We start from the raw sequence: 24,028 nt of genomic DNA, 5'->3' as shown, positions 1-24,028 counted from the left end.
AGCGGTGACAGCCAGCCACGAACCCTCGGCTGGCTCGCACCGCTGTCTCGAAGGTTCTGAGACAGCGGTGGGGGCCAGCCGAGGGTTCGGGTGGGACGGTTATGGCGGTGGATCGAGGGCGGGTAGATTCGCGGCATGTCCGGGGGTTCGGCACGCGTGGTGGGGGGCCGATACCGGCTGTCGGGATGGCTCGGCCGCGGTGGGATGGGGGCGGTCTGGGAGGCCCACGACACCCTGCTCGGGCGGGACGTCGCGCTCAAGGAGATCTACCTGCCTGAGGACGGCGCCGGGCCCGACGATCCGATGATCCGGCGGGCGTTCCGGGAGGCGCGGGCCGCGGCCCGGCTGCGGCACCGCGGCATCGTCACCGTCCATGACGTGGTCACCGACGACGGACGGCCCTGGATCGTGATGGAGCTGATCGACGGGCCCTCCCTCGCGGCGGCCATCCGTCAGCACGGGACACTGGCCGAGCACTGGGCCGCCGACATCGGCGCGCAGGTTCTCGACGCGCTCCGCGCCGCCCATCGCCAAGGTGTGCTGCACCGGGACGTCAAACCGGCCAACATCCTGCTCGGCACGGATCGGGTCGTCCTCACCGACTTCGGTATCGCCGCGATCGACGACGCCACCTCCATCACCTCGACCGGGCAGATGATCGGATCGCCCGCCTTCCTGGCGCCGGAACGTCTCGACGGGCAGCCGGCGACTGCGGCGACCGACCTGTGGGCGCTCGGCGTCACCCTGTACACGGCGGTGACCGGTCGGTCCCCGTTCCCTGGCGGCGATCTTCCGGGCACACTCGCCGCCATCCTGAACCGCAGTCCGGAACCACCCCCCGACGCCGGTCTGTTGTGGCCGGTCATCGAGGGTCTGCTCGCCAAGGACCCGGATGATCGCCTTACCGCAGATCAGGCTTACCCCCTGCTCAGAGCAGTCGTCCGGGCCTCCGGTGAGCAGACGGGAGGGGCCTCCCGTGAGCAGACGGGAGGCGCCCAAGGTGTACAGGCGGGAGCCGCCTCCGGGAAGCAAGCGGGAGCCGCTCAAGGTGAGCAGGTGGGAGCCGCCCAAGGTGAGCAGGCGGGAGTCGCCTTCGGGGAGCAGGCGGGAGCCGCCTCCGGTGGGCGGACAGCAGCTGCCTCCGGGGAGCGGGCGGGAGTCGTCCAAGGTGAGCAGCCGGGGAGTTCGGGCGACGCGGCGGTGTCCCGTTCCGGGCGGCGGCCCGCCTCGGAGCCGCAGTTGCCACTCACTCTGCCGGAGCCACGGCCGCCCCTCACCGCCCCTACGGTCGCGGACCCGCACGACGGCATCCTGACGGCCGCCGCACCGCCCGCCGCCGCGCCGACAGTGGTGACCCCACCGCGCAGCGAACCGACGAGCGGCGAGCGCGGCGGGGAATCGCTGATCTCCCAGCCCTCGGGTGACGGGCCAACCGTCACGCCGTCGCTCGGAGAAGGGCCGGCCGTCGCAGCACCACCCGGGACCGGACCGGCCTTCGCGCCACCGGTGAGGCTGTCCGGTGACCGGCCGGTGATCAGGCCTGCTCCGGCGGCCGGGGCGGGTTCACCGGACGTCCACTATCCGGCCGGGCCGGCGCCAGCGGGGTGGGGAGCCGGGGCCTCTCCCGCTGCGGCGCACGCTCCTGGGCGGGCGTTCCCCTGGCAGGTGATGTGGATGGTTCTGCTCGTCGCCGGCACCCTCGTCGCCGCCGGAACGATCATCCGCGTGACCTGGCTCCAGTTGGACCGTTCCACGGCTCCGGAGGTGGGCACCAGCACCCCGGCCCAGTCCAGCAGCAGCCCGGCCCCGCCCGGCAGCCCCTCGCCCGAATCGTCGGAGGCTGTCCCGGGCGCCTTCCTCGGCGAGTGGTCCGGAACGGCGAAACAGCCGATCGGCACGGTGGCCTCGTGGGAGGTGGTGATCACGTTCGCCGCGTCCGCCCGGACCGGAAGCTTCTTCACCTCGCTCAACTGCACGGGCACGTTGACCGTCGTCGCGCCGTGGCCCACCGATCAGGAGATCCACCTGCACCAGCGGACCGGCTGGAACCCTCGCCAGACCTGCGTCGACGAAGCCGACATCACGCTGACCCTGGATGACGACGGGCGGATGGAGATGCGCTGGCAGGACAGCGGCAATCCGTCCAACCAGGCGACCGCGTCGCTGACCAGATCCTGACGCGGACATCGAGCAGCGAATCCGGCACGTCGACCGGAAGACGATGCCGGGACGGGCTGCCGCAGCCGCCGCGGAGGGATACCCGTGAGGCGCCTTGCGGCCGGGAGGGGCCGCACCGGGTCGCGCGGTAGGTACGGGACTGCCGTCGCCTGCGGTTGAGGGGCGGCGAGTCCCGTACCGGAGCGTGGTTCAGATCGGTGACCGGCGGCGACTGACCGTCGCGGCAGCCAGCAGGACCAGGGTCGGCGCCGCGGCCAGGGCCAGTTGGCCGGCGACCGCGCCGTCGCCCGCCCAGCCGGCGGACAGCAGGATCTGCACGATCGTGAGCAGGTTGCAGAGGCCGAGGGCGGCGACCGCGAGCGGGACCCGTGCGTCCAGCAGGGACCAGGCGATGGCGAGGACGGCCATCACCAGGAACGCCTGCCTCTCGATGAACCAGGCCACGCCGAGGACGGCGCCCGAGCCGGTGGGGAGCAGGACGACGGCGGGCAGGATCGCGAGCAGCCACCACATCGGTGAGGAGCGCTCACGCCGGGCGGTGGCCGCGAGCACACCGATGAGCAGGGCGGCCATCGGGGCGGCCCAGAAACCGTCCTGGACCCACGCAGCGCCGAAGCGGGAGGCGGACACCACGGCCGCGATCATGCCCAGGACGGCGGTGGCCGCGGACACCCGGTACGCCCCGCGGGCGAGAGTGACGATCGTCGTCACGTGCAGGATCAGCGCGATCAGGCCGGCCGTCGCGTACTGGACGATGCCGTCCGGGCTCTGGAGGATCGCGGGCACGTCGAGGGGCAGGGCCCGCAGCACGTCACCGGCGGCCGCGTGGACGAGCAGCGCCAGTGCGGCCAGCCGGCTCGCGGAGTGCAGGAACTCGGCGGGCCCCCGGTGCACGTCGGCGCCCGTCCGGGCTCGCAGCGCACCGACGATCAGGCCGAACGCCTCGCGGGCGGTGAACCGGGCGTTGCTCTGGAGCACGGTGTCGAGGATCTCGTCGCGCGGGTAGCGCGACGGGTAGAGGTGGACGAGACGGGCGTAGCGGCGCTCCACGGTGGTCATGCGGGGCGCACCACCGTCCGGTTGACGCGGCGCTCGGTGACGACGCGGGCGGCGGCGGCCAACTGCTCGGCGTGCTCGGTGAGGGCGGCCCCACCCTCGGTGGTGAGTTCGTAGGACCGGCGGGCCCGGCCGTTGACGATCTGCTCGTCGACGACGCGGATGTGGCCGGCGGTGGTGAGGCGCTCCAGTGCGGTGTAGAGAGTCCCGGTGGCGAGTTGGATCCGCCCGCTGGACAGGGCCGACGCCCGTTGGATGATCGCGTAACCGTGTAGCGGCCCGTCCTGAAGGGCCGCGAGGATGAAGTACGTGGTCTCCCGCATGCACCCGACTATACGTAGTTGAACTACATATGACGAGTCCTAAGTGACCACCGGATCCGGCGTGTGCCGGCTGGCCCGCGTCAGCAGGACATGGCAAGCCGCTGATCGGCGGTGCGCCGCACCAGGTGGACGAGCGCGGCCAGGCGGACCTCCGGCTCGGCCGACTCGTCCGCCGACACCCGGGTCAGCCATGGCACGACACCGTCGGAGTCGGCCGGCAGAGCCGCGACGGCCTGAACGACGCGCAACCGCTGCACGGTGCCGGACACGGCGGTGACGTCCGGAAAGGCGGTGACATCGGCAAGGGCGGTGTTATCCGGAAGGGCAGGGACATCGGAAAACTCGAACATGCCCCGCATCATGCCCTGACCCCCTGACATTTTCAGACCGCGATGGCGGGCAGCGCCGCGACCGCGGGACCGGCACGGTATCCGTGCCAGGCCCCGGCCAGCGCGGACACCGTCGCGGTGAGGTCGGCCGGGCCGGCCACGAACGGCAACCGCAGCCGGTCGCCGCCGCCCCCGGAGGCGTCCAGCTGCGTCCCCGGCAGCACGGCCACCCCGTGCCGCAACGCCACCTGGGCGAACGACACCGAGTCCCCGCGCGGGATCCGCACCCACAGGGTCTGCCCGCCCGCCGCCTCCTCGAAGGTCCACTCCGGCAGCCGGTCCCGCAACAGCCCGCAGAGATGATCGTGCTGCCGCCGCAACTCGCGGACCCGCGCGGCGGCCAGCCGGGTCAGATCGGCGACCAGGTACGTCGCGGCCAACTGGTCGACGACGCCGCCGCCCAGGTCGTGCACCGCCTTGACCCGCGCCAGCCGTCCGATCAGCGCGGTATCCGCACGCACCCAGCCGACCCGCAGCCCACCCCACACCACTTTGCTGAGGGAGCCCACGGTGATCACTCCGGGGAGCACCGGCTCCGGTCCGGCGAAGCCGAGTTCGGCCAGCACGTCATCGACGATCAGCGGCACGCCGGCCGAGGCGTAGGCCGCCGCGATCGCCCGGCGGCGGGCCACCGGCAGGGTCGCCCCGGTCGGGTTGTGACAGACGGCGATCAGGTACGCGAACGCCGCCCGCCGCCCGGCCGCGGCCACGAAGTCGTCGGCCGGGTACGGCACGGCCGCATGCTCGCGCAGCACTTCCAGCAGCCCCGGATAGGTGGGCGCCTGCACCACCACCTCGTCGCCCGGGGTGACCAGCACCCGGGTCAGCAGGGACAGCGCCTGCTGCCCGCCGGTGGTGACGAGGATCTGCCCGGCTTCGGTGGGCAGACCGCGGGCGGTGTACCGATCAGCGAGGGCCTGTCGCAGCCGGGGATGTCCCGCCGGGTGGTAGCCGAGCCCGTCGAGGTCCTCCAGCGCGGCCCGGTAGGCGTCCGGCACCGCGGCGGGTGCGGTGAGCGGGCCCGCGCAGGCGAACTGGGTGACGTGGTCGGGTTGCTCGAGCAGATGCAGGAAGACGGGGCTGCTGGTGGGCTCGGTGGCGGCCCGTGGACCGGGCGCGGCCCCGGCGACCCAGGTGCCGCTCCCCTGCCGGCGCACCAGCCGGCCCTCCGCACGCAGCAGGTCGTAGGCGGCGACGACGGTGGTGCGCCCGGTCGACAGCCCGGCGGCGAGGGCCCGGTCGGTGGGCAGCCCGGTCCCCGGCGGCAGGTCACCGTCGTCGATGAGGGCCCGCAGCCGGCCGGCGAGCAGCAGGTAGAGCGGCCCGCGCCCGGCCGACCAGCGCCCGAGCCGGGCGGTCAGCTCAGCAACCCCGATTGGACTCATCAGCGAACCAATCTAGCGGCATTGGCCCTGTCTCCGCACCGCCGGTGGGGTCAGGATCAGGGTATGCATGCCGACACCCGCGTCGTTCACATCCGCGTCCCGGTTCCGGACAGCACGCCGCTGAGCGTGCCCCTCTATCAGACGTCGTCGTTCGCGTTCGACGACCCGGATCCGCTGGCCGACGGCCTCAACCGGCCGGACGGCCCGTTCGCCTACTCGCGTTTCGCCAACCCGACCGTGCGTGCCCTCGAGGAGACCGTCGCCGAGCTGGAGGGTGGCGCCGCGGCGATCGCCACCGGCTCCGGCATGGGTGCCGTCTCCCTACTGCTGCACAGCCTGCTGCGGGCCGGCGACCACGTGATCGCGCAGCACAGCCTCTACGGCGGCACGCATGCCGCGCTGCGCAAACTCGCCGACCGCAACGGCCTCACGGTGACCTTCGTGTCCGGGCACGATCCCGAGGAGGTACGCGCGGCGATCACCCCGCGTACCAGGATGCTCTATCTGGAGACCGTGGCGAACCCGACCGGCCACGTCAGTGACCTGCCCGCCCTCGCGCCGATCGCCCGGGCGGCCGGGATCGTGACGGTGGTCGACAACACGTTCGCGACGCCGCTGCTGTGCCGTCCGCTGGAACACGGTGCCGACGTGGTGCTGCACTCGGTGACGAAGTTCCTCGGCGGGCACAGCGACGTGACCGGCGGCATCGTGGTGTTCGCCGACGACGCCCGCTACCGCGAGGTGTGGGCGGAGGCCGTCGAGTTCGGCGCGACCCCGGATCCGTTCGCGGCCTGGCTGACGCTGCGCGGCCTGCAGACGCTGCCACTGCGCATCGCCCGCCACACCGAGAACGTGGCCCGGGTCGCCGGTTTCCTGGCCGGGCACCCGGCGGTCGACCGGGTGCTCTGGACCGGCGACCCCGAACATCCCAGCCACGCGATCGCCGCGGCGTTCGTCCGCGGCTTCGCCGCGCCGTTCTGCTTCGACCTGGCCGGCGGCTACGAGGCGGGCCTGCGATTCCAGAAGGGGGTACGGGTGATCAGGCTCGCGCCGTCGCTGGGCGGCACGCAGACCCTGATCCTGCACCCGGCGTCGAGTTCGCACCGCCAGTTGGACGCCGCGGCGCTGCGGGCCGCGTCGATCGGCCCCGGCACGATCCGCATCGCCGTCGGCATCGAGCACCCCGACGACCTGATCGCCGACCTGGATCAGGCGCTCAGCGCAGCTTGACGATCCCGCCCACCCGGGTGGTGCGGCCGTCGGTGTCCGCCCACACCGCCGACGGCCGCCCCAGCGCGTCGCCCTGCCACACCTGCACCCGGCGGCCGAGGTGGGCGGCGAGGCAGCCGGCGCTGTTGGCGTTCGCCACGTCCTCGTCGACGCCGATCGCCGGCGCGAACAGCCGGGCCCGGACGACCGGGCCGTCGAGGCGGTAGACGAAGCAGCCCAGCAGCCCCTGGGCCCGGCATTCGCGCGCGAGCCGGGGGAGGTCGGGGACCAGCACCATCGGATCGGCGACCGGGATCAACAGGCGCGGGGTGCCGGGCGACGCGACCACGATGCCACCGGGGTCGCCGGTACCGAGGGCGTCCAGCAACCCGGCGAGGTCACCGGCTGGCGCCGAGACCGTGACCGGCCCCTGGTCGAACCACACCTCGATGCCACCACCGGGCAGGCGGGTGGCGGTCGTCTCGACGACCCGGCCGCCGGTGTGCTGGGCGGAGCGCCGCCACGGGAGGCCACTGCGCGCCAGCAGGACCGCGTGCGCGGCGATCGTCCCGTGTCCACAGTTGCGCAGCTCGCCCGTACCGGTGAAGAAGCGCACCCGCGGGAGGTCGAGGAAGGCGCCGTGTGAGGCCCCTCCCGATCGGACGATCGCCCGGCGATCGGCGTCGCTGTAGGCGACGTCGTCATCGGCGACGACGGTGGGGCTGCCACCGTCGCCGTCCCGGACACACGCGTCGACCACGGTGATCACATCGGCGATGGTAGTTTCCCGGGCGCGAAAGCGGGCAGATAAAAGGGCGCAACGACAGTCACACCGGACGAGGAGGCCCCCCGATGGCCGGCAACGAGCACGAGGTCAACCGCAGCGCTCGCAGCGGGCGGTTCGTCAAGGAGAGCACCGCGGAGCGGAACCCGCGCACCACGACCACCGAGACGGTGGGTGGCGACAAGGAGCGGGGCGACCGCGAGGTCAACCGCAGCGCGAGCACGGGCAAATTCGTCAAGGAGACCACCGCCGAGCTGCACCCCGCCACGACCGAGACGCAGAAACTCTGATCCTGTTCGGGAGAAGCAGCCCTCCACCGGTTCTCCGGTGGGGGGCTGCTTTGCACTCGGTGCAACGATGCACTTAGTGTAGAAGGGTGACCATCGATCGCCGGTCGGCTCTGAAGGCCCGGCATCGGCGCGCCATCCTCGACGCGGCGCACGCCCTGATCTCCGAGGGCGTCCGGTTCAGCGTCGACCAACTCGCCGACCGCGCCGACGTGTCCCGGCGCACGATCTTCAACCATTTCGTCTCGATCGACGACGTGGTCACCACCGTGTGCACCGAGATGCTGCACATGGTGATCGACGGGTTCCGCACCACCGTCACCTCCGGTGCCCGGGAGTCGATGTTCGCCGACGTCGCCGGAGCACTGCGGGCCACCGACGTGCCCGGCGTCATCGCGTACCTCTGGCGGGCCCTGGGCGGATTCGCCCCGGGTGACCCACAGGCCACCCTGATCTTCCAGGCCACCTTCCAGCGGACCTCGGAGGAGATGGCCCGCGAGCTGTCCCGCAAATATCCCGAAGCCGACCCCCTGGACGCCGCGATCCTGGTCAGCTCCTTGATGAACGGCACCGTGGTGATCGCCACCCACTGGATCGCGGTGACCGCCGCGGCGACCGACGAACGGTCCCGCACCCTCTGGCACCACCTGCTCGAACGCATGATCGACACTGTCCGCACCGGCTACTGAGTCCGGCTGTCCGAAGGAACGAACCACATTGGCCGAGCTCCTCTACCGCCTGGGCCGCTTCTGCGCCCGGCGTGCCGGCGTCGTCCTGGCCTCCTGGCTGGTGGTCCTGGGCCTCGCCGTCACCGGCTACTTCGTCGCCCGCGGCGAACTGTCCCCGGTGGTCGACATCCCCGGCACCGAGACCGCGAAGGTGAGCGACCGCCTCGGCGAGCGGCTCCCCGTCGCGGCCGGCGGCAACGGCAAGATCGTCTTCCACAGCCCCGACGGCGCACCGCTCACCGACTCGCAGAAGGCGGCGATCTCCACGCTGCTCGCCTCCACCGCGAAGCTCGAGGGTGTCGCCTCCACCACCGACCCGTTCGCGATCTCCCAGCAGATCAACGACCGGCGGGCCCAGGTCGCCGACGGCCTGAAGCAGATCGAGGCCGGCCGCGCCCAGATCAACGAGGGTCAGCAGAAGATCAACGGGGCCAGGGCGCTGCTCGGCGACGGAGCGGACGCGGCCACCAGGGCGACACTCGACGAGCAGCAGGCGCTGATCAACGAGAACCGCCGCGAACTGGAGACGCAGGCCGAGAAACTGTCCCTCGGGCAACGGCTGCTCACCATGTCGTCGCCGATCCGGCAGGTGTCGGTCGACGGCTCCACCGCCGTCGCGCAGGTCCGGTTCACCGTGCCGCAGCTCGACGTCACCCCGGAGACCAAGGAACGGGTCGTCAGCCACGTCGACGCGGGCCTGCCGGCCGGCGTCGAGGTCGAATACTCCAACGAGATCACCCAGGGGCTCCCCGAGATCGTCGGCATCGGCGAGGTCATCGGCCTGGTCATCGCGGCGATCACGCTGCTGGTCATGCTGCGTACGCTGATCGGCGCCGCCCTGCCCATCCTCAGCGCCCTGGCCGGCGTCGGCATCGGCGTCACCGCGTCGCTGGCGCTCTCCGGCGTGGTGGAGATGCTGTCGATCACCCCGGTCCTCGGCGTCATGCTGGGCCTGGCCGTCGGCATCGACTACAGCCTGTTCATCCTCAACCGGCACCGGCGGCAACTCCTCGAAGGGGTCGACTTCCACGAGTCGATCGGCCTGGCCAACGGCACCTCCGGCAACGCGGTCGTGTTCGCCGGGTCCACGGTGCTGGTCGCCCTGCTGGCCCTCAACATCACCGGGATCCCGTTCCTGGGACTGATGGGCACCGTCGCCGCCATCTGTGTCGCGGTGGCCGTACTCCTGGCCGTCACCCTGACCCCCGCCCTGCTCGCGCTCATCGGCCGGCGGGTCCTCAACCGCAAGGCCCACGCCGTGTCCCACGCCTTGGTCAAGCCGATGAGCACCGCGCGGGCCGTCGTCACCGTCCTGGCCCTGCTGGTCGCCCTGGTGACGGTCGCGATCCCGGCGATGTCGATGCGGCTCGGCCTGCCCGACGGCTCGTCCGAAGCCCAGGACTCCACCCAGTACCAGGCCTACAAGCTGATCGAGGACCGCTTCGGCGCCGGCGTCAACGGCTCGCTCGTCGTCGTCGCCGACCTGCCGGCCCCGGTCACCGGCGACGCCCAGCAGGCCGAACAGGTCCGCATCGGCAACCTGCTGCTCGCCCAGAACAACGTCACCGCGGTCGCACCCATCGGCGCCTCCGAGGACGGCCGGACCCTGGGCTTCCAGATCATCCCCACCACCGGCCCGACCAGCGCCGAGACCGAACAGCTGGTCCACGACCTGCGCGGCCTCTCCCCGGTCTCCGGCGACGTCACCCTGGGCGTGGCCGGCTCGGCCAGCGGCAACATCGACATCTCGGAGAAGCTGGACGACGTCCTCCCCCTCTACCTGGGGCTGGTCATCGGCATCTCCCTGATCATCATGATCTTCGTGTTCCGCTCGATCCTGGTACCGGTGACCGCGACGCTCGGCTTCGTCCTCAGCCTGTTCGCCACGTTCGGCGGCGTCACCGCGATCTTCCAGTGGGGCTGGCTGAGCACCGTCTTCGGCATCCACGACCCGGGCCCGGTGCTGAGCTTCCTGCCGACCATCCTGATCGGCATCCTGTTCGGCCTGGCCATGGACTACCAGCTGTTCCTGGTGTCCGGCATGCGCGAGGCGTACGCCCACGGCGCCCCCGCCCGCCTCGCCGTCCAGCAGGGCGTCCACGCCGGCCGGACGGTCGTGACCGCGGCCGCCATCATCATGATCTCGGTGTTCGGCGGCTTCATCTTCTCCAACACCGCGATGATCCGCTCGCTCGGCTTCGGCCTGGCCTTCGGTGTCCTGGTCGACGCCTTCCTGGTCCGCATGCTGCTCATCCCGGCGGTCATGCACCTGCTGGGCCGCTCGGCCTGGTGGATCCCGCGCTGGCTCGACCGCATCCTGCCCAACGTGGACGTCGAGGGCGCCGCCCTCGAACGCGCCCACCCGGTCGCCCACCACCCGTCCCACTCGGAGCCGGCCGAACCCGCCCTCCGCTGATCCGGTGGTCCGGCTGCCGGCCCTTCCGGCAGCCGGACCCCAGGGCCTCTCACCGCAGGCCGTTCACTTCAAGCCCGCTGTCGTACGGCCACCCGACGCCTCGTGCCTACGCTCCCCCTCGGCAACCGGCCACCGTGCCGGCGGGCGCTCCCCCCGGCCCAGCCGCTGTCCCTACCCAGCCGCCGTCCCGGTCCAGTTGCCCCCTGGTCCAGCCGCCGCCCTGGTCTAGCCGCCGCCTTGGTCGAGCCGCCCCGGTCCAGCCGCCGCCTCGGTCCAGCCGCCGCCTTGGTCGAGCCGCCCCGGTCCAGCCGCCGTCTCGGCTTGGCCACCGCCCAGCCCAGCCACCGCTCGGGCTCTGTGGAACCGGCCGCAGTGATCGCCGTCTCCGCTCGCAGTCGTCGATCACCGTCGCCCGCTTTCTCCTCGACCGCCATCATTCGACCGCCGCGGGCCGCGCGGCGCGGGCCCGACGGCGCGGGCCGGGCGGCGCCTCGGCCGTGAGCAGGTCAAACCCGCTCTCGGTATCGGTCCAGCATCGCGCGGACCTCGGTGGCGTCGCTGTTGGAGCCGAACAGGTCGGTGCCCGGCTCCATCCGGACGCCTTCGGCGAGCGCGCCCGCCTCGACCGGGTCGAAGCCGATCCGGTCGACGATCGCGGTGACGGCGGCCAGGTCGGCGGGATCGTCACCGGCGACCGCGATGGCCTTGCGCCCGGGTGTACCCGCCGGCCGGGCCTCCTCCTCGAGGACGTGGTAGCCCATGTGGTTGAACGCCTTGACGACGCGTGCACCGGGCAGGGCGTCACGGACCAGCGAACTGGTGTCGGAGCGCAGATCCTCTCGGATGCCGTCCACCTCCCACCAGTAGTTCATGGCGTCGATGACGAGTTTGCCGCGCAACGCCGCCGCCGGAACGGTCCGGTACTTGCCGAGCTGCAGCGCCAGCACCACGACATCGGCCTGCTCAGCGGCCTCGGCCGCGGTGACGGCGATCGCGCCCGGAGCCAGCACCCCGACGATCAGCTCGATCTTCGCCGGATCACCGGAACCCGCGATCAGCACCCGATAGCCGGCGGCGACCGCAAGCCGGGCCAGCACGGTACCGAGCTTGCCCGCGCCGAGAATGCCGATGGTCGTCATGATCGAGCCCTCCCAAGTAGTTGACGTGTCACCCAACTATTCGGGGCAGCCGTTCATTCCGTACGTCCGCGGCCGTGCGACCCCTACGTCCGCAGCCATGCGACCCGTATCTCCGCGGCTGTGCGATCCGTACCTCCGCGGCGGTTCATTCCGTGTTTCCGCGCCCTTGCGATTTGTGCTTCCGCGGCCCTGCGATCCGTGTCCGCGTGGCTTTTCGCGGGTGCGCCGGCAGCCGCAGACCGCACCTACGACGACGCCGCCTGCCGACCGCGGACATACGCCTCGATCTCCTCCTGGGTCGGCTCGCGGAAGTAGTCGAACGGCGCGATCGACACACCCTCGACGACCCGGCGTGGGTCGTCGGCGGACGCTTCCGGATCGAGCTCCGATGCCGACAGCGACGACATCGAGAAGATCGCGAACCCCGGCTCGAACGAGAACCCGATGTCGAACGGCACCGCCCGGTGCCCGCCGGCGGCCAACTCGGCGACCACGTCGTCCATGAACCGGTAGGTCAGCTGCACACCCTCGAAGAACACTTCCTCGCCGCCGTAACCGATCTCCACCAGCTCGACCGTCTCGTCCTCCCGATAGGTGATCACCAGCATCGGGTCGGTGTCGTAGACCGCCCTGCTCGACCGCCCCGGATGCATCGGTGCACCGATGCGGCTCTCGACCACGTCACGGCTCTCGCCGACCTTGACCATCGCCACACCTTCACCCGCCAGGATCTCCATGCCGCCGATGATGGCAGGACCCCCCGACAATTTCCGGGCGGCTGCAGCGGAGGCGGTCCGCCGGTGCGTCTTCGGGATGATGGCAACCGATGAGGCGGGCATGACGTTCGAGAGTTTCGTGGCCGAGCACGGCCAGGCGCTGATGCGACTGGCTTTCGTGCTCACCGGACACCGGCAGCACGCGGAGGATCTGGCGCAGACGGCGCTGGTCGACGCGTATCGCAACTGGGCGAAAGTGGCGGCCGCCCGAAGACCCGATTCATATGTGCGAAAAGTGCTGGTCAACGCGCACCTGAGCTGGCGACGTCGCCGCTGGACCACGGAACGCCCGAGCGAGATGAACGACGCCGCAGCCGGTCTGCTGCCCGACCCGAGCGACGCCCTGGTCGAACGCGATCATCTGCGGACGATGCTGGCGGGTCTCGCACCACGGGCGCGGACCGTTCTGGTGCTGCGCTACTACGCCGATCTCACCGACGCGGCCATCGCCGAGACCATGGGCATCACCGAGAGCTCGGTGCGGGCGACCGCCTCCCGCGCACTGGCCACGCTCCGCGGCAACGCCGCAGAGCCGGCATCCGGCGCGGAACGTGGGCGAGCCATCCCTCCGGCAGTCACTCCATCCACGACACCGCCCGCCACCGCGCCGGCGGACAGCTCACCGGCGGATCGAGCCGCCACTTCCGAGGACATTCCCATTACGAAACGGGAGACCACGTCCGTGGACATCACACCCGCGAGACGCGGAACCACGCCACCGAACACCGCGCTCACGAAACGAACGACCTCTTCCGCGGACACTTCGCTCACGAAACGAACGGCCCCTTCCGCGGACACCCCGCTCACGAAACAAGCGATCACGCCCGCGGACATCACACCCGCGCAACGAACCACAACCGGGGTGGAAACCTCGGCGACCGCACTGGTGGCCGGGCCGATCACCGTAGCCAAAAGCGCCTTGGAGGAGCGATGAGCGACCTGATCGAGCAGCAGTTGCGGGACCTGTTCGCCGCCGAGGCAGATGCTGCCCCGCGAGCAGCCGACCTGGTGACGAGCACCCGCCGTGCGGCCCGTTCCCAACGGCTGCGCACCGGCGCCTGGGCGCTGGCGGCGAGTGTCGTCGCGGTCATCGCGGCGGCGACCGCGGTGTGGCCGCCCGCACCCGAGCCGGTGCCCTTCCCACAGGTGGCGTCCCCACCCACCGAACCGGTCCGGGCGCCGGGGACACTGTCGGCGACTCCCGGCTACGGGCCGGGCACCCGCCTGTCGATGCGCCCGGTCGCCCAGGTCCTGGATCTGGCCGCGGGCACCGCCGCCAAGGCGGCTGACGTGCTGCCCGATCCCGGCCAGTTCCTTTACACCCGCACCGTGGGCCGCGACGGCCGGATCCTCACCGAACGGTGGTTTTCGATCGACGGCACCCGCGACGGTCTCGGCTTCAACGTGCAGGGCGGCGAGATCGACCGGTTCGCGTTCCCCGGCTGCCGGGACGGCCGCTACGTCTCCGGCCCGGATCAGGGCGGGCCGTGCGAGGCCGACCCCGCCTATCTGCCCGATCTGCCGGAGGAAGCGGAATCCATGGCCCGCTATCTCAACCTCTCCAACGCGCACCAGGACGACGCACCTGCGGAGAACAAGACGAACAGCATCGCCAAGGACATGTGGACGCTGGGTTCCTCGCGGTATCTGCGGCCCGCGCAACGGGCGGCATTGTTCCAGGCGGCGGCCCGCATTCCCGGGATCACGGTGGTGGACGACGCGGTGGACGCGGCCGGCCGTACCGGCACCGGGGTGACCTGGACATTCGGTAAATACCGTGCAATGTGGGTCTTCGACCCGAAGACGTATGCCTATCTCGGCAGTGACCTCGACACCACCGAGCAGGCGGTCGTCAACGAGGTCGGCGACCGACCAGCCCGGTGACCGCCTCCGGTGGCGACCCTTCCAGCGGAACGCCGCCGGAGGAACGCCGCCGAGGAGCGGTCACCAATGACCAACCATGGCTCCGGAAGCTTCCCAGTGGTAGTTCGCCGGTTTTATAGCGGTAGATAGTTCGCCAGCGTCACTGCCGGCAGGGTCGAGCGTGGGCGGGATCCGCCCGGGCGACCCTGTCGGCTGCACGACCGGACCAACAGTCTGCCGAACCGACCCTCGCTAGCCCGAACGGCAGCGACAGTGAAATCACACGCAGCGCGATCGTGAGGCCTGGTCCTCGTGATGGCGAAGACGAACGCGCACGTAGGACCGATCGTGCGATCCCATCACGGCAATACCGAGGGTCAGCGCCCACGATCGCGAATCGTGCGCTCCCGTCGTCGTTCCGGGCACCCATCAGACCCCGGCCCAGGCTCGGGCACCCGTCAGACTCCGACCCTGAGCAGGGCAGCCATCTCACCCCGGCCCAAACCCGGGCACCCATCAGACCCCGACCCGGAGCCGGGTACCCATCGAACCGCGCTAGTGACCTGGGCACCCATCAGATCCCGACCCGGAGCCCGGTACCCATCGAACCGCGCTAGTGACCTGGGCACCCATCAGACCCCGGCCCTAGAAGCTCTGTGAGGACTTCCGGAGCCAGGGTCTGCAATGTGGAGGGTTCCGCCATGACGGTGTGCCGGAATTCCAAGAATCGCGGGTCGGCGTGACCAGGTCTCCAGACCTACCGCGCCCGAAAGGCCGACGACCGGACGGGCCTGCGGCCGAAGACCAGACGGGTCGAAGACCAGACGGACCTGCGGCCGAGGGCCAGACGGGCCGACGACCGGACAGGCCTGCGGCCGAAGGCCAGGCGGGTCGATGAGCGGACAGGTTTGCGGTCCCGGCCAGGCTGGGTGAGGGCCGGGCTGCGGTCAGCGGGCGAGCCAGCCTCCGTCGACCGGGAGGACCGCCCCGTGGATGTAGCGTGCGGCGTCGGAGGCGAGGAAGACGACCGCGCCTTTCAGGTCGTCCGGGGTGCCCCAGCGGCCGGCCGGGATGCGGTCGGTGATGGTGGGGGCCCGGGCCGGGTCGGCGCGGAGTTCGGCCGTGTTGTCGGTCTCCATGTAGCCGGGGGCGATGGCGTTGACGTTGACTCCGGAACCGGCCCACTCGTTGGCGAGTGCCCGGGTCAGACCGAGGACCGCGTGCTTGCTGGCGGTGTAGGCGGGCACCCGGATACCGCCCTGGAAGGACAGCATCGACGCGATGTTGATGATCTTCCCGTGGCCCTGGGCGATCATCCGGCGTCCCGCGGCCTGGCTGAGCTGGAAGGTGGCGTCGAGGTTGACGGTGAGGACGTCGTTCCAGTCCTCGGCGGTGACCTCGACAGCCGGGGCACGGCGGATGATCCCGGCGTTGTTGACCAGGATGTCGATCTGATCGAGTTCGGACACGTAGGCGTGGAGGTCGGCGCTGGCGAGATCCAGCTCCCGGCTGCCCACGGCGATCACCGAGGCACCGGCCTCGGCCAGGGCATCAGCACACGCCCGGCCGAGGCCACGGTTGCCGCCGGTGACCAGGGCGACCCGCCCGTCCAGGCGGAAGCTGTCCAGGATCACCGAACCCCCCACGGCAGGGCGCCACGAACCCCGAGCTCCGACGGGCGGACGCAACGAACCCGCGGCCCTCCCGGGCGGGCGCCACGAGCGCGCGGCCCCCACGGACGAGCGTCACGAAGGCGGGGCCCCCACGGACGAGCGTCACGGACCCGGGGCCTGCACGAGCAGGCGAGGGTGACGATCACGGTCAGAGGCCCAGATCGCGCAGGGTGGGCACGGTCTTGCCGACCCAGCTGAGGGTGGTGTCCTCGTGGGCGCCCTGGGTGCGCTGGGTCCCGGCGAGGAACCACAGGTAGTACGTGGTGTAGCCGGGTGCACTGACCACCGTGTGATACCCCTCCGGCATCATGTGGACGCCGTGGTCGCGGACGGTGAAGTTCTCCTCGTACCCCTCGTCGGTGTAGAGGCGGCAGATCCCGAAGCCACCCTCCGGCGCGACGCGGAAGTAGTACATCTCCTCGTGCGCGGCCTCGGCGGGCAGGTTGTCGGTCTTGTGCCGGTGCGGCGGATAGGTGCTCCAGTTGCCGGACGGCGTGTAGGTCTCGCCGACGATGAGCCGCCGGGCCGGCAGCGACGGCTGGGCGATCTCGGTCAGGATCTGGTGGTAGTCGCGGCCGAAGTTGGCCCCGCCCCAGCGCCCGGACGCCACCGCGCCGGGTTCGATGACGTACGGCTCGGTGACGAGGTCGCTCGGCGCGCTGGGCAGGGCGATCTCCACCGCGCTGACCGCCTCGATCGTGATGTCCGAGTCGATCGGCACGTACACCGAGTGGGGTTTGCCGCTGAACACGTCCGCCCGGCCGCCGACCGCGGCGAACTTCGACCCTCCGACGGTGAAGTTCGCCGTGCCGCCCAGGATCACGGCCAGGATCTCGCGGTCTCCGGACGATCCCGACCAGGTCTCGCCCGCCTCCAGTCGGAGCAGTTGCAGGTCGAGCAGCGAGCAGGGGTTGAAGGGCAGCGTGTTCAGCCCGTCGGCGGCCGGGATGTAGCAGTGGTACTTGTAGTCCATCAGTGGTGCTCCTTACCAGGGGTGGGTCCAGCCGGGCCGGGTGACGCGGGCGAGGGCTTCCAGGTAGAAGTAGTCGCCCCACAGGTTTCCCTCGTCGACTCCGACGGCCTTGGGTTTGTCGTAGACACCGTGCAGCAGCAGTGCGTTGGAGCCGGGGCGGTCGAAAGTCGAGTAGCCGTCGATCAGCGATCGCAGGATCCGCCCGGCCGACGCCCGATAGTGATCAGCCAGCGGCGACGGCACGTGGGCCGCCAGTTCGAGCAGCCCGTTGACCGCGATGGCCGCCGCCGAGCTGTCGCGTTCCTCAGGACCGGAGGTGAAGATCAGGTCCCAGTAGGCCACCCCGTCGTCGGGCAGGTGGGCGAGGAAGTAGTCGGCACACCGGATCGCCGCCTCGAGCAGCGTCGGATCGCCGGTGTACTGGTGATTGAGCGTGAAGCCGTAGATGCCCCACGCCTGCCCCCGGGCCCAGCACGACTCGTCGGCGCTGCCCTGCTCGGTCTCCCCGCGCAGCGGTTCGCCGGTGGCCGGGTCCCAGTAGAACGTGTGATACGTCGTGTCGTCCGGCCGCAGGATGTGGTCGCGCAGCTGGGTGGTGTGCCGCCGGGCGGCCGCCGCATACCGCGGGTCCCCGCTGGTCCGGCTGGCCCAGAAGAGCAGCGGCGTGTTCATCAGACTGTCGACGATGGTGCGGCCCTGCTGCCGCGGATCGGCCAGATCGCCCCACGCCTGGATGATCCCCGCGGACGGCAGCACGCGCCGCATCAGATGATCGGCGGCGGACAGCGCGGCCCGTTTGGCCTCCGGGTCGCGGTGCCGCCGCCACGCGGTCACGCAGGACAGGGTGTAGAGGAACCCCAGGTCGTGTGTGTCCAGGTCGATGCCCTGATCGACGCGGTCGACGAACGACCGCACGTGCGCCGACGCCGCCTTGCGGTAGGTGTCGTCGCCGGTCAGGTCGTGGGCGAGCCACAGCATGCCGGGCCAGAAGCTGGTGGTCCAGCCGGTGTTCGCCGGCCGCGGCCGATAGCGGTCGTTGTCGGTCGTGTCGTCGGGGTAGCGGTCACCGAACTCGGCGATGTTGGCGTCGATGGTGCGCAGCGCGGCGGTCACGGCAGTTCCGGTCTGGTCGGCGATCGCCGTCATGTCGTCCTTCCGTCGGGGGTCAGGGTGAACCTGCTGTTCGCCCACACGATGTAGAGCAGCGGGCTGGCCGCGACACCGATCGCGATGGCCGGCCGCGCCGCCAGCAGCACCTCGAACAGCACCAGCACGAGCAGCGAGAACAGGCTGAGGTACCAGCGGCGCAGGCCGAGGTAGAGACTGGCGCGGGCGATGTCGCGCAGCCGCGCGCCGGGTTGTTCGGCGAGTGCCACGAGCGTCAGCACGGTGGTGATCACGATCAGGGTCATGACGACGGCGATCACCGGCAGCAGCACGGCGCCGGCGGTGCGCCCGGCGAGCCAGGCCGCGTCGACACCGAGGACGAGCAGCGCGACGGTGGCGACGGTCCCGGCGGTCAGCGCGCGTCGCGCCGAGGCGCGCCAGGCGTTCCAGAAGACCCTGGGGACACCGTCACCGTACGCCCGGAGCACCGCGAAGACCGCAACCAGTGCCGGCCCGCCGAGCGGCGCGAACAGCACGAGCAGTGGCCAGGTCCGTCCCGGGTCGGTGGTGAGGACGACCAGTACCAGCGGCGCGCAGGCGATCGCGAGCAGCAGGTTCGTCAGCAGCGCCGTGTAGGCGGCCTCGAAGATCCGGCCGAAGTTCATCCCTTGAGCCCCGTGGTCGCGATGCCTTCGACGAAGTACCGCTGCCCGAGCAGGAAGACCACCACGATCGGCAGCACCGACAGCACCGAGCCGGTCATGATCAGCGCGTACTCGGCGTTGTACTGGCTGATGAAGGACTTGAGTCCGATCTGGATCGTCCACAGGTCGGGGCTGCGCAGGTAGATCAGCGGCCCCATGTAGTCGTTCCAGGTGGTGACCGCGGTGATCAGGGTGAGGCTGGCCAGTGCCGGCACCGACAGCGGCAGCATGATCCGCCGGTAGATGCCGTACTCGCTCATCCCGTCGATGCGGGCGGCGTCGAGCAGTTCGTCCGGCACGGTCTCGTAGAACTGCTTCATCATGAACACGCCGAGCGCACCGAACGCCTGCAACGCGACGATCGACCACAGCGAGTCGGTGAGCTGCAGCTTCGTCATCATCACGAACTGCGGGACCATGTAGGACTGCCACGGCACCGCGAGCGTGCCGATGTAGGCGAGGAACAGCACGTCCCGGCCCGGAAAACGGATCTTGGCGAAGCCGTACGCCGCGAAGCTGCCGGTGAGGACCTGGAGCATGGTGACGACCGCCGACAGGACGACGGTGTTGCCCAGCCAGGTCGACATGTTCGACCTCGACCAGATGTCGGCGTAATTGCTCCACACCGGATCGGTGGTGATCCACTGGACCGGGATGGTGAAGACGTCGTTGTTGCCCTTCAGTGACGACAGCACCATCCAGTAGAACGGCAGCAGCACCACGGCACCGGCGGCGGCCAGTGCGAGGTAGCCGAGGATGCGCCAGACCCGCGACGGGCGCCGGGCGGGAGCCGCGGGAGCGGCCGTCTCCGCGGGCGTGGGAACCAAGAGTGTGGTCATCACGAGCTCCTGCGCTTGTTGACGACGAACTGGACGACCGTCACCAGGAGGCAGATGGCGAACAGCACGATGGAGACCGCGGACGCGTATCCGAACTGGTTCTCCTCGAAGCCCTTGCGGAAGATGTACTGCGCCAGCACCAGCGTGGACTGCCCCGGCCCGCCGTTGGTCATCACCAGGATCAGGTCGAAGACCTTGAAGCTGCCGATGGTCAGCAGCACGGTGATGAAGAAGGTGGTGGGCCGCAGTCCGGGCAGCGTGACCGCACGGAACCGCTGCCACGCCGACGCACCGTCGACCCGGGCCGCCTCGTACAGCTGGCCCGGGATGGTCTGCAACCCGGCCAGGAACAGCAGCATGTAGTAGCCCATGTCGCGCCAGACGCCCACCACGATGACCGCCGGCATCGACCAGTCGGCCGACGTGGTCCAGCCGGGCGGGTTGTCCACTCCGACCCACCGCAGCAGCTCGTTGACCGGCCCGAATCCGGGGCTGAACAGCATGTTCCAGATCTGTGCGATCGCGACGATCGAGGTGATGTACGGGAAGAACGCGACCGCACGGAAGAACGCGACCCCGCGCAGTTTGCGGTTGAGCAGCAGCGCGAGCCCGAGCGAGACGGCCAGCGTGAGCGGGATGTGGAAGGCCGCGTAGTAGAGGGTGTTGCGCAGCGCGGTCCAGAACGTGGTGTCACGGGCCATCTGGCGGAAGTTGTCCAGCCCGGTCCAGGTGGCGCCGCCGAACACGTTCCACTCGGTGAACGCGTAGTAGAAGAGCAGCCCCACCGGGATCAGGGTGAGGATCAGGAAGCCGATGAAGTTCGGCAGCAGGAAGCTCAGCCCGATCGCGGTGTTGCGCCACCGCCGGCGTCGTACGGGCATCGTCGTCATCAGATCTCCTAGAGGTGCCGCGGGCCCGGACCCCGTGCCGGGCCCGCGGAGACTCACTTGCTCAGGACCTCGTTCTTGGCCCGGTCCTGTGCCTTGGTGATGGCCGCGTCGATCGGCGTGGTCCCGGACAGGACCTCGGTGTGCAGGTCCTTGAGGATGTTCTGGAGCGGGGCGGTGTACTTGGAGACCGGGTTCTCCGGCTTGGTGTCGTGGGTGGTGAAGGTGAACTTCGACAGTTCGTCGCCGGGTGCGCCCTTGAGCGAGAAGATGGTGTCGGCCACCGAGCTGCTGTCGGCCGGCGTGACACCGATCCCGGCGAGCGCCTTGGCCGCGTCCGCACCGGCCGCGTAGGCCAGGAACTCCTTGGCCGCGGCGATCTTCTTCTCGCTGATCTTCGGGTTGATGCCGAGGCCGGTCGGGTCGGCGAAGGTCACCGGGGTCGCCGACGTGCCGGTGGTGGCCTTGGTCAGCTGCGGCGCCGGGGCGATGCCCCACTCGAAGGTGTCGGCGTCACCCTTGGCCTGCTGGTTGAGCAGGGTCGCGATGTACCAGGTGCCCATCACCATCATCGCCGCCGACTGCTTACCGAACTGGGCCTGGTAGGTGAGGCTGTTGGTGGTGGCGTCACCGAGGCTGACCTGCGCGCCCGCGGTCTGAAGGTCGAGGGCGGTCTCGTAGTAGGGCTTGAGGAACGCGTAGTCGCCGGTCTCCAGGCTCGCCCCGGCGGTCTGGGCGAGCGCGAAGCCCTGCGCGGTGGACTGCCAGGTGTGCTGGTAGGTACCGAGCGCCTTGTCGCCGGACGCCTTCAGCTTGGTGGTCAGTTCCTTGGCGGCGGTCGCGTACTCGGCCCAGGTCCAGCTGCCGTCCGGGTGCTTGACCCCGGCCTTGTCGAACAGTGCCTTGTTGTAATACAGCACCCACGAGTCGGCGCGGTACGGGATCGCCCAGGTCTTGCCGTCGACCTGGTAGGCGCTCAGCCCACCGACCTTGGGCCCGAGCTTGCCGGCCACATCGGACACGTCGACGAGTTGCTTGCCGTCCTGGTAGGTGAAGAAGTTCTTCAGGTTCTTCTGCACGTAGACGTCCGGGGCCTTGCCGGCGGCCAGGTCGGCGATCATCTGGGTGTCGTAGTTGGCGGCGTCGTATTCCTTCAGCTCGACAGTGATGTCGGGGTGCGAGCTCTTGAAGCCGTCGGCGAGGGTCTTGAACTCCGGCGTGGTCGCCAGGCTCCACCCGGCCAGGGTCAGGGTGACCGGGCCGGACTCCTCGGCATCGCCGCCGCTGCTGCAGCCGGTGATGCCGAGCAGGAGCGCCGTGACAGCGGCGAGGGAGCGCTTCATCTCTACTCCTCTATGTCGGAACGGGATTGTCGATGTCGATGCGGGTGTGGGTGAGGACGGCGTCGGGCCAGACGACCCGGACGTGCCCCGGGTGGATCTCGGCGCGGCACGTCGTCTCCGCCGGATCGGTGGACAGCTCGACGAGCACGGCGATCCAGCTCTCGGTGACCGGGAACTCGATCCACGGCACCCGGACCGGGCCGCCGAGCGGTGACGCGTCGTCGTGTTCGGTCTCGCCCACCGCGCCCGCGCCGATCACCGGCGTGAGACGCGAGACGAGCCCACTGGTCGCGGGCCAGCCGCCGATCCGCAGCCGGACGGCGTCCGGCACGGCCTGCGCGACCCGGACGAGCCGGACCTCCCAGGGGCCCCGGACCAGCGAGAATGTGGTGATCCGCCCGGCCGGGCGGAGTTTTCCGGAACGGCCCGAGCCATGGTCGCGGCCCGGCGGGTCCGGTTCGAGCCAATGCGCGTCGGCGACCGAACCCGCACAACCCACAGACCCCTCGACGCGTACGGCCAGAGTGCGCATGCCGGTGCGGTGCGAGTGCCGGCCGGCCGGGTCGACGAGGACGACCGACTGGTCCTCGGGGTGGGTCCAGCCGCTCTCGTCGAGCACCGGCGCGGTCGCCGTCGAGTAGCCGAGCCGGGCGTACAGCGGCGAGTCCCCGCCGGGCACGCCCTCGTCGCCGTGATCGGTGCCGTGGTTGATGACGCGGACGATGCCGTCGGCGCGGGTACCGGCGATCAGCCAGCCCGGGGCGCGGACGGCGCGGAGCACGTCGCCGGTCTCCACCGGCAGCGGCTCGGCCGGCGCGGCCCACACCGGATGGTCCTCCGGCAGGGCCACGCCGAGCAGTCCCTTACTCGCCCAGTAGGGCGAGCCGGGACCGGAGTAGGACTGGGCCAGCCGCGGCCACGGCCCGTGCCAGCCGAGAGTGAGCAGGTCCCCGTGCGGTACGAAGTGCCCGACGACCTTTCCGGCGGCGTGCCGCAGCAGGCCCGGTGCGTGGGACGGGACGCCGGCGAGGACCCCGGCCCAGAACGGGGCGGCGGCGGCGAACCGGTAGATCAGGCTGCGGCCCTGCAGCAGCGGTGAGCCGTCACCACCGGTCAGGGCCAGCGCGTCGCTGAGGAAACGGTCGAGCAGATCACGGTCGACCTGACGCAGGCCGGGACTGCCGGTCATCCGCGACCAGAGGACGGGATAGAGGTGCAGGGCCCAGCCGGTGTAGTGGTCGTAGGCCCGGGACGAGCCGTCCGACAGCCAGCCGTCGGCACGCCGGAACGTGTCGTGGGTGGCCAGATCCTCCTCCATCTCGGCCGCGGAGTACGGGCCGCCGACCGAGCGCAGGAACGTCTGCACGACCAGGCGGAACCACACCCAGTTGATCCGGGGATAGGTGGCGTCACCGACGGCCGGGGACAGGTAGTCGACGATCCGCTCCTGGACACCCGGGTCCAGGCTGTCCCAGATCCAGTCGCGGGTCATGTCCAGGATCAGGGCGATCGAGGCCGCCTCCACCTTGGCCTGGGCGTGTTCGGTCAGCCGTACCCATCGATCGGGGTTGGCCGGATCCGTGCCCGCCGCAAGGCCGGCGGAGTAACGCTCCACCAGATGGTCGAGGCCCCGGCCGCGCTCGCCGGCCAGGCGGAAGCCGGCCAGCAGGAAGGTGCGGGCGAAACCCTCCAGGCCGTCGATCGCACGCCCGTAACCGCCCTCGGCACCGGGCAGGGTGATCAGCGCGTGTGACGGCGAGGCGTGCCGGGACGCGGCGGCGAGCAGGCGGTCGGCGAACCCGGTCCAGTCGGCACGGGTGTCGAGGGCAGCATTCGGCGGGGGCACATCACGCTCCGGAGTGGGTCGGGCGGGTACCTGTGATCGGTTTCCGGGAAGTAAAACGCTCACAATCGACCATGTCAATGAGTTCTTCGCTCAGACAACGACAGAAGTGATCGGATAACGCCG

The 24,028-nt window shown here is 70.6% G+C and carries 22 protein-coding genes; 7 read left to right on the top strand and 15 right to left on the bottom strand.

Annotated elements, in window-relative coordinates:
- The first annotated feature begins 135 nt into the window (after positions 1-135).
- Entirely contained in the window at positions 136-2,178 is a 2,043-nt protein-coding gene (locus BC793_RS14900) for a protein kinase domain-containing protein (RefSeq protein ID WP_109593118.1), read from the top strand.
- Positions 2,179-2,367: 189 nt separating this feature from the next.
- Here BC793_RS14900 and BC793_RS14895 read toward each other — a convergent pair whose 3' ends face one another.
- The 4 genes from BC793_RS14895 to BC793_RS14880 all read right to left on the bottom strand — a co-directional run bounded on the left by BC793_RS14895 (position 2,368) and on the right by BC793_RS14880 (position 5,331).
- Entirely contained in the window at positions 2,368-3,237 is an 870-nt protein-coding gene (locus tag BC793_RS14895; protein WP_109593117.1) for a hypothetical protein, read from the bottom strand.
- The gene (locus BC793_RS14890; RefSeq protein WP_109593116.1) at positions 3,234-3,557 is read right to left on the bottom strand and encodes a PadR family transcriptional regulator; all 324 of its coding nucleotides are present in this window, start codon (positions 3,555-3,557) and stop codon (positions 3,234-3,236) included. The genes BC793_RS14895 and BC793_RS14890 overlap by 4 nt, the downstream gene beginning before the upstream one ends.
- A gap of 80 nt (positions 3,558-3,637) precedes the next feature.
- Positions 3,638-3,919: a hypothetical protein gene (locus BC793_RS14885; RefSeq protein ID WP_146246284.1), complete on the bottom strand. Its 282-nt coding sequence runs from the start codon at positions 3,917-3,919 to the stop codon at positions 3,638-3,640.
- Positions 3,920-3,939: 20 nt separating this feature from the next.
- Positions 3,940-5,331, bottom strand: coding sequence for an aminotransferase-like domain-containing protein (locus tag BC793_RS14880; protein WP_109593114.1), 1,392 nt, complete (start codon positions 5,329-5,331; stop codon positions 3,940-3,942).
- Positions 5,332-5,394: 63 nt separating this feature from the next.
- Here BC793_RS14880 and BC793_RS14875 point away from each other — a divergent pair, with 63 nt between their 5' ends.
- Complete coding sequence (locus BC793_RS14875) at positions 5,395-6,561, top strand: trans-sulfuration enzyme family protein (RefSeq protein ID WP_109593113.1); 1,167 nt, start codon at positions 5,395-5,397, stop codon at positions 6,559-6,561.
- Here the strand turns inward: BC793_RS14875 and BC793_RS14870 are convergent.
- Positions 6,548-7,309 carry a PhzF family phenazine biosynthesis protein gene (locus tag BC793_RS14870; protein ID WP_203896218.1) on the bottom strand — a complete coding sequence of 254 codons (762 nt, stop codon included), beginning with the start codon at positions 7,307-7,309 and terminating at the stop codon, positions 6,548-6,550. The two genes, BC793_RS14875 and BC793_RS14870, sit on opposite strands and share 14 nt — an antisense overlap.
- An 83-nt stretch (positions 7,310-7,392) precedes the next feature.
- Here BC793_RS14870 and BC793_RS14865 point away from each other — a divergent pair, with 83 nt between their 5' ends.
- The 3 genes from BC793_RS14865 (at position 7,393) to BC793_RS14855 (ending at position 10,755) form a co-directional block, all read left to right on the top strand.
- Positions 7,393-7,614 carry a hypothetical protein gene (locus BC793_RS14865; protein ID WP_109593111.1) on the top strand — a complete coding sequence of 74 codons (222 nt, stop codon included), beginning with the start codon at positions 7,393-7,395 and terminating at the stop codon, positions 7,612-7,614.
- Positions 7,615-7,700: 86 nt separating this feature from the next.
- Complete coding sequence (locus tag BC793_RS14860; protein WP_109593110.1) at positions 7,701-8,300, top strand: TetR/AcrR family transcriptional regulator; 600 nt, start codon at positions 7,701-7,703, stop codon at positions 8,298-8,300.
- A gap of 28 nt (positions 8,301-8,328) precedes the next feature.
- A complete protein-coding gene (locus BC793_RS14855; protein WP_109593109.1) occupies positions 8,329-10,755 on the top strand; it encodes an MMPL family transporter in 2,427 nt (808 codons plus the stop codon).
- Between the two features lie 506 nt (positions 10,756-11,261).
- Here BC793_RS14855 and BC793_RS14850 read toward each other — a convergent pair.
- Both BC793_RS14850 and BC793_RS14845 read right to left on the bottom strand, forming a co-directional pair.
- Positions 11,262-11,894 (bottom strand): NADPH-dependent F420 reductase, encoded by a 633-nt coding sequence (locus BC793_RS14850; RefSeq protein ID WP_109593108.1) that lies wholly within the window; start codon positions 11,892-11,894, stop codon positions 11,262-11,264.
- A gap of 245 nt (positions 11,895-12,139) precedes the next feature.
- Positions 12,140-12,631: a hypothetical protein gene (locus BC793_RS14845; protein ID WP_109593107.1), complete on the bottom strand. Its 492-nt coding sequence runs from the start codon at positions 12,629-12,631 to the stop codon at positions 12,140-12,142.
- On the opposite strand from BC793_RS14845, the gene BC793_RS14840 reads away from it, so the two are divergent.
- Together BC793_RS14840 and BC793_RS14835 are read left to right on the top strand one after the other, a co-directional pair.
- Positions 12,630-13,604: a SigE family RNA polymerase sigma factor gene (locus tag BC793_RS14840; RefSeq protein ID WP_203896219.1), complete on the top strand. Its 975-nt coding sequence runs from the start codon at positions 12,630-12,632 to the stop codon at positions 13,602-13,604. The two genes, BC793_RS14845 and BC793_RS14840, sit on opposite strands and share 2 nt — an antisense overlap.
- Positions 13,601-14,554 (top strand): CU044_5270 family protein, encoded by a 954-nt coding sequence (locus BC793_RS14835; RefSeq protein WP_109593105.1) that lies wholly within the window; start codon positions 13,601-13,603, stop codon positions 14,552-14,554. Before BC793_RS14840 ends, BC793_RS14835 begins: the two co-directional genes overlap by 4 nt.
- Positions 14,555-15,480: 926 nt before the next feature.
- On the opposite strand, the gene BC793_RS14830 is transcribed toward BC793_RS14835, so the two are convergent.
- The 8 genes from BC793_RS14830 to BC793_RS14795 all read right to left on the bottom strand — a co-directional run bounded on the left by BC793_RS14830 (position 15,481) and on the right by BC793_RS14795 (position 23,905).
- Positions 15,481-16,167, bottom strand: a complete 687-nt coding sequence (locus BC793_RS14830) for an SDR family oxidoreductase (RefSeq protein ID WP_203896220.1) — start codon at positions 16,165-16,167, stop codon at positions 15,481-15,483.
- Between the two features lie 187 nt (positions 16,168-16,354).
- Positions 16,355-17,179 carry a 5-deoxy-glucuronate isomerase gene (gene iolB / locus BC793_RS14825; RefSeq protein WP_109593104.1) on the bottom strand — a complete coding sequence of 275 codons (825 nt, stop codon included), beginning with the start codon at positions 17,177-17,179 and terminating at the stop codon, positions 16,355-16,357.
- Between the two features lie 12 nt (positions 17,180-17,191).
- Positions 17,192-18,325 (bottom strand): glycoside hydrolase family 88 protein, encoded by a 1,134-nt coding sequence (locus tag BC793_RS14820; protein ID WP_109593103.1) that lies wholly within the window; start codon positions 18,323-18,325, stop codon positions 17,192-17,194.
- Positions 18,322-18,951 carry a YesL family protein gene (locus BC793_RS14815; RefSeq protein WP_109593102.1) on the bottom strand — a complete coding sequence of 210 codons (630 nt, stop codon included), beginning with the start codon at positions 18,949-18,951 and terminating at the stop codon, positions 18,322-18,324. The genes BC793_RS14820 and BC793_RS14815 overlap by 4 nt, the downstream gene beginning before the upstream one ends.
- On the bottom strand, positions 18,948-19,829 hold the full coding sequence (locus BC793_RS14810; RefSeq protein WP_109593472.1) for a carbohydrate ABC transporter permease: 882 nt from the start codon (positions 19,827-19,829) through the stop codon (positions 18,948-18,950). The genes BC793_RS14815 and BC793_RS14810 overlap by 4 nt, the downstream gene beginning before the upstream one ends.
- Complete coding sequence (locus tag BC793_RS14805; RefSeq protein WP_109593101.1) at positions 19,829-20,719, bottom strand: carbohydrate ABC transporter permease; 891 nt, start codon at positions 20,717-20,719, stop codon at positions 19,829-19,831. The genes BC793_RS14810 and BC793_RS14805 overlap by 1 nt, the downstream gene beginning before the upstream one ends.
- Positions 20,720-20,772: 53 nt before the next feature.
- Complete coding sequence (locus BC793_RS14800; protein WP_109593100.1) at positions 20,773-22,059, bottom strand: ABC transporter substrate-binding protein; 1,287 nt, start codon at positions 22,057-22,059, stop codon at positions 20,773-20,775.
- Between the two features lie 10 nt (positions 22,060-22,069).
- Positions 22,070-23,905 carry a DUF2264 domain-containing protein gene (locus BC793_RS14795; protein ID WP_109593099.1) on the bottom strand — a complete coding sequence of 612 codons (1,836 nt, stop codon included), beginning with the start codon at positions 23,903-23,905 and terminating at the stop codon, positions 22,070-22,072.
- Positions 23,906-24,028 lie beyond the last annotated feature (123 nt).

Origin of the sequence: Actinoplanes xinjiangensis (assembly GCF_003148685.1) — a bacterium.
GTDB classification, from domain to species: Bacteria; Actinomycetota; Actinomycetes; order Mycobacteriales; family Micromonosporaceae; genus Actinoplanes; species Actinoplanes xinjiangensis.
This window is presented reverse-complemented; position numbering and strand designations above follow the sequence as displayed.